The organism is Prevotella multiformis DSM 16608 (genome assembly GCF_000191065.1).
GTDB lineage: Bacteria > Bacteroidota > Bacteroidia > Bacteroidales > Bacteroidaceae > Prevotella > Prevotella multiformis.
In genome coordinates, this window is sequence record NZ_GL872285.1 from 1 (window position 1) to 4595 (window position 4595).

General features: G+C 42.2%; 5 protein-coding genes. 2 read left to right on the forward strand and 3 right to left on the reverse strand.

Translation table 11 applies throughout. The annotated features are described in order from the left end of the window. Nucleotides 1-423 precede the first annotated feature (423 nt). Nucleotides 424-681 (forward strand): hypothetical protein, encoded by a 258-nt coding sequence (locus HMPREF9141_RS12230; RefSeq protein ID WP_025068497.1) that lies wholly within the window; start codon nt 424-426, stop codon nt 679-681. Next, complete coding sequence (locus HMPREF9141_RS12235; RefSeq protein WP_007369092.1) at nt 671-1009, forward strand: hypothetical protein; 339 nt, start codon at nt 671-673, stop codon at nt 1007-1009. The genes HMPREF9141_RS12230 and HMPREF9141_RS12235 overlap by 11 nt, the downstream gene beginning before the upstream one ends. 4 nt (nt 1010-1013) lie before the next feature. Here the strand turns inward: HMPREF9141_RS12235 and HMPREF9141_RS12240 are convergent, their stop codons facing one another. The 3 genes from HMPREF9141_RS12240 to HMPREF9141_RS12250 form a co-directional block, all read right to left on the reverse strand. After that, nucleotides 1014-2246, reverse strand: a complete 1233-nt coding sequence (locus HMPREF9141_RS12240; protein ID WP_040555194.1) for a relaxase/mobilization nuclease domain-containing protein — start codon at nt 2244-2246, stop codon at nt 1014-1016. A 489-nt stretch (nt 2247-2735) separates the two neighbouring features. Continuing rightward, entirely contained in the window at nt 2736-3479 is a 744-nt protein-coding gene (locus HMPREF9141_RS12245; RefSeq protein ID WP_007369094.1) for a hypothetical protein, read from the reverse strand. A 139-nt stretch (nt 3480-3618) separates the two neighbouring features. Then, nucleotides 3619-4595 (reverse strand): replication initiation protein (locus HMPREF9141_RS12250; protein WP_007369095.1); only part of this gene is annotated, 977 nt, incomplete at its 5' end.

Below are 4595 nucleotides of genomic sequence, written 5' to 3' on the forward strand. Positions count from 1 at the left end.
CCATAACTTGTTGATTTAGAATTACGTTGCAAAGATAATAATTTATTATCACAAACATAAATAGTTTGCGCATAATAGTATTAAATTTGTGATAGTTAGAGTCAGATTTAGTATTAAATTTGTGATAGTTAGTATTAAATTTGTGATAGTTAGAGCCCATTTTTTTCGCATAATGCGCGCGCGCGAGGATAGACATAACAGACGTTGTCCATAACAGAAATAAGGCCTTTATCGGGTTGGTTTCCCGAAAATCGGAAAGGAAACAAAAGGAAAAAAGACAAAAACATTCCCCCTTTGAGGGGGTGGAGGGGGTGCAGCGTAAGCGTGAAGAAAGCAAGCTTTTTATGGCGTGTACCAATTTTGGTACATTTTTATTTGGAGAATTTAATTTTTGTGTTTATCTTTGCCCCCAAAAGAAAGACTATGGCAGTATTGAATTTTACATCAAGAGAATTTCGGAGCCAGCAGGCTCACGTGTTCGACTTGGCAGACCAGGGCGAAAAGATTGTTATTCGCAGAAGTAAGAAACAGGCTTACACCCTCGTTCCCGTTGAAGATGAAGATATAACTTTCACAAAAAGCCTTGAAGAGCGTATCGGCATGGCACTTCAAGAGGTGAAACAGATGCGTGAGGGCAAAATCAAGGAACTTTCAATGAAAGAACTTCTCGATGAACTTTAGAATTATACCAACTCCGACTTTTGCAAAGAGCTTGAAGGCATTGGCAAAGCGTCATAAGTCCATGAGGGCGGACATGGAGGAATTTACAAAATCCCTTGAAGAGAACCCTTTGCAGGGTGCGGAACTTATACCAGGTGTCCGCAAAATCCGCATGGCCATCAAATCAAAGGGCGGAGGAAAGTCTGGCGGTGCCAGGATCATCACGTACAATGTTCTCGCAACGGAGCAGGAGGGAGCCGTCTATCTCTTGGAAATCTATGACAAATCCGAATATTCTACAGTCAAGGAGAACGTGCTGAAGGATATAATCAAGAATTTGGATTTGTAGGGGGCTATCTTCTTAGTCCCCTGCTTCGCTGTTGCTGTTGCTGTTCCTCTTCCCTCACACCATTGGCAATGTTTCTTAATTCCCTTTCCGCTTGGTCCCATCTGCTGCCATATTGATACTGACATATCACTCCGCCCAAATTGAAGGCTGCATTTCTTAGGCTCTTGGCTGCATCTTCATTGCCTTGCATGACGAAAGACAACAACCTCCTATCGTCTGCGTCAAAGCGGCCGCAGATATGGAAAACGAAACTGCGGATTATTGCAAGGCATCTTTCGATGATTGGAATTTCTTGAAAATCTTTGATTACTTCCTGAAGCTCTTCGTTCCGCTCCACAACTTTGTTGTGCTTGACGACTAACTCGTTATACTTGGAAACGGCTTCCCTGCGTGTTTCATTGAGTGCTGCCTTTTGCTGCTCTTTCTGTTCCTCCTGCTGTGCTTTCAGTCCAACCATTCCCGCCTTAATGTCGAAAATCTCCTTTTGTTTGGCATTTATTTGCTCTCTAAGGGCTTTTATCGTCTTATCCTTGGAACTCTGCCCGAAAAGGCCTTTAACGCCCTCAGAAAGCGTTTTTGCGGTCTCTATGGCTGCTTCCTTGTGTGCCTTGGCCACCTTGAAACGCTCCAACTCTTCTTTCATCTGCTTCTCTTTCCTTGCCCTCTCTTCCTCCAGCCGCCTTAACTTGGCTTCCTCGGCAAAAGATTTGTACTGCTGTGCTGTCAGATGCTGCTTGTCGCTCGACACCCCCCTATCCATTTGCAGGACTTCTGCTGTTATCGTCTGCATCTCCACCATGTCTTGGCGGTTCAGTTTAAGACTTTTTCCCGTCTCTTGGTCAGTCCAGTCAAAGACCAAATGGGCATGCAGGTTAGGTTTCCATTCTTCTACCTGCGGATAGCCCTCGTCCTTGTGGATTGCAATTTGAAAAGTGTCTATCCCGAACCGCTGGAGGTATGCATCGGACAGCCTTTTCAAATCTTCCATTGTGGTTTCGGACTTGATGACCACGACCGCCTCACGTATCGGGGTGGCTTTGGCTTGCATTTTCTGACCTGTCGATTTGAGGTATCTCGACTTGATGTTTTCAAGTCGATCCGTCTGCGTGTCTTTCTCCCAATACTCGTTGAGGTGGGAGAGTTCGGGGCGAATGTAGTCGAGTTCCTTTTCCCTCTTGTTATGCTGTTCGCTTCCACCCTTGACGGGTTGCACGTGAATTGATGTCTGTTGCTTCATGATTTTCAGTTTTTCGGTAGGGGGTGTCCTATGTGTGGCAGCAGGGGTCAAGGGGGTGCAGCCCCCTGCCCTCGGAGAGCCCACAACCATGCAAGGGTTATAGTGGGCTATAACCTGCACACAGCGTTTACCTGCCAGCAAAGGTACAAAAACATTTTCAACCACAAGAAAAGAACAAGCGAAAATGTTAGATGGGGGTGTAGGGGGCAGCATAGCCCCCACAGCGACAGCACCGAAAAGCGATAGCGGTTAGGTGTGCGCCCGATGGTGTGGAGGAACGAAACACCCTGCGCACAGTGGAGAGGAATGGAACGACCTCCTATAAGACAGAAATATCCACCTGATGGGTAGAAAAAAGTGTTGCGTCAGTTCTATAAGTGCAGGTGTCCGTATCTACATCTATAAACGATTTCCACGCAGAAAAGTGTAAAAATGAAAAGCACTTGATGCAGAATTTCTGCATCAAGTGCTTTTCATTTTTTGTTTTAGTTATGATTCGTAAATACTGATACCTCCGTTTGCTTCACCTCCAAGAGGCCCTCCTAAAGTAAACTTCCAATTAAATGGTGCACTTCCTCCACCTGTCCACCACCAGTATCTTTGTATTCCTCCATAAGTATGCCCTATGCCATTAGTGCTAAATGAGGTGCCATATGCAGATTTACCTGTTAGACATGTCATGCCGAAATTCCACGCCCCTCTTGCGTAGCAGATATCAAGTTCGCTTGTAACGTGTGAAGCGGATGTTTTAAAATCTGGATCTCTTGTTCCTCGTTCCCAATTTCCATCCATAAAGTACCCTGAATATAGCCATTTCCCAGCTCTTGTAGCTATATAAGGCTGCTTTGTTCTAACATCTTTGAAATTTATGTCGTGAAGTTGATGAAGAGGGTCTATAGTATATGAAATGAAATTTTCTTTTGTGGTCAAATACATTGTTACTATTTTACCAGCATTAAAATCATTGTCTATGCGTTGATTTAAATCTGTTACGATTTTGAAAATTTTCGCAAGGTTCTCTTTTGAGATACCCTCTGCTTCTTGTTGTTCATCTGTTATAGCAATAGTGTATTGATGAGCAGCAGAATCAATATGCATATACTTTTTCGCAGACTCTAAATCCATTTCCAATGTATGGATTGTTGATGCCTTTTGGTAATCGTCATCAGAAAATTGGCAGCCTCCTAATATGAAAACTAAAAGGCAAAGATAGAAATAGATAAATTTTTTCATATTAAACGATTTTATAGATTACTTGGATGATTTCTGCAAAAATACATATTATATTTGAATAATGCAAAAAAAATATATTTTTTTTTGATAATATCTGTTCTTGTTAATCTTAGTTTTTAATAGGATTTCCCCCAATAATCTATTTGACTTCAGCAGTTTTCTTCTTGATAGCGTTGATTACATAGCCAATGCGGTTCTTGGCTGTCCTCGATGGACCGACAAGGGAAGAAAGAAAGCCAATGAAGTCGGGTATTTTCTTTTCCCCCTCGATGATGGTCTTTTTATTCTTGCTTATTTCTTCAGCTTTGAACTCGAAAGAATAGCGTAGGTAGCTGTAAGCCTCTTGGCTTATCTGTATGCTTGCTGATAACTTTGAGCGCATTTCGACCTGGAGTAATTCTGGGTCTTGTTTGTCGGGGTGGAATGTTGGGAAGAACTTAAAGCCTACAACCTTACGCCCCTCTTTAATCTCGATGTAGTTGAATGAGTAGGGGCTACTCTCGTCAAGTTCTTTCTTTGCTATATCTAATACCCTTGTTTTGAAGTGTCCCACAAGTTTATATTTATCCTTGACACCGAAACGTAACTTTAAATCTTCAAAGGTAAAATCTAATGGTCTTTTCTGTCCGCTCATAAGTTCATACATACGCATCGAATAGACGGACTTAAACCCCATAGCGGTAACAAGTTCATACTTACGATAACCTTTCGTGAAGTCCAATAGACACCGCCATATTTCGTCAAACACGTAGAACTTTGATAAACCCTCTCTCTTCTTGATTTTAGGGTTAGTTATAATAGGGGTAAATTGCCAAATTTCATCGTCTTCATACTCGATGTGCTTCTGTGATAAAGTCCTGAAAGCCTTTTTCGCTTTATCGTGGTTCTTGTCGTCCTCGTCTTTCAGAATATCAGCTACGGGCATAGTTATTTCTCTGCCGAATAGTGTAGGCTCTATTTTGTGCATATTATCTCGTATCATAATACCTTTAAGTTCGTCTTGTGCAAATTCAATAAGACGATACATAATGCGTTTCTCATAGGCTGAAAAGTCATACTTTGCAGTCGTGAAGATATATGATTGAATTGCTGCCTGTGAGCCTTTAATAGTTCTTG